Below are 307 nucleotides of genomic sequence, written 5' to 3' on the forward strand. Positions count from 1 at the left end.
GCTGATCCGGAAGAGGCCGGAGTCGGGGTTGACGCCGCCGCCGCCGAAGTTGAACTCGTCGCCCCATTCGATCAGATACATGTTGCCGTCGGGACCGAACTCCATGTCGTGCGGCTTGCGCAGCCGGAGGCTCTCGTCGAACCGGAAGCCGAAGAACTGCTCGGTGAGCGAGCCGTTGACGTAGTTCCCGTTCTCGTCGAGGTCCATCGTGGCGATGAAGTCGCGCTCCCACTCCATGACGAACGGCTTGCCGTCGAAGAACTCGGGGAACTTGCCGTCAGCGGCGACCTCGGGGTCGAAGTGATAG

At 63.2% G+C, this 307-nt stretch carries 1 protein-coding gene; it reads right to left on the bottom strand.

The window, feature by feature from the left end; all coding sequences use genetic code 11:
• On the bottom strand, window positions 1-307 hold a 307-nt coding region (locus DZA62_RS35355; RefSeq protein ID WP_157988123.1), incomplete at both ends, for a hypothetical protein.

Origin of the sequence: Jiangella endophytica, from assembly GCF_003427025.1 — a bacterium.
GTDB lineage: Bacteria > Actinomycetota > Actinomycetes > Jiangellales > Jiangellaceae > Jiangella > Jiangella endophytica.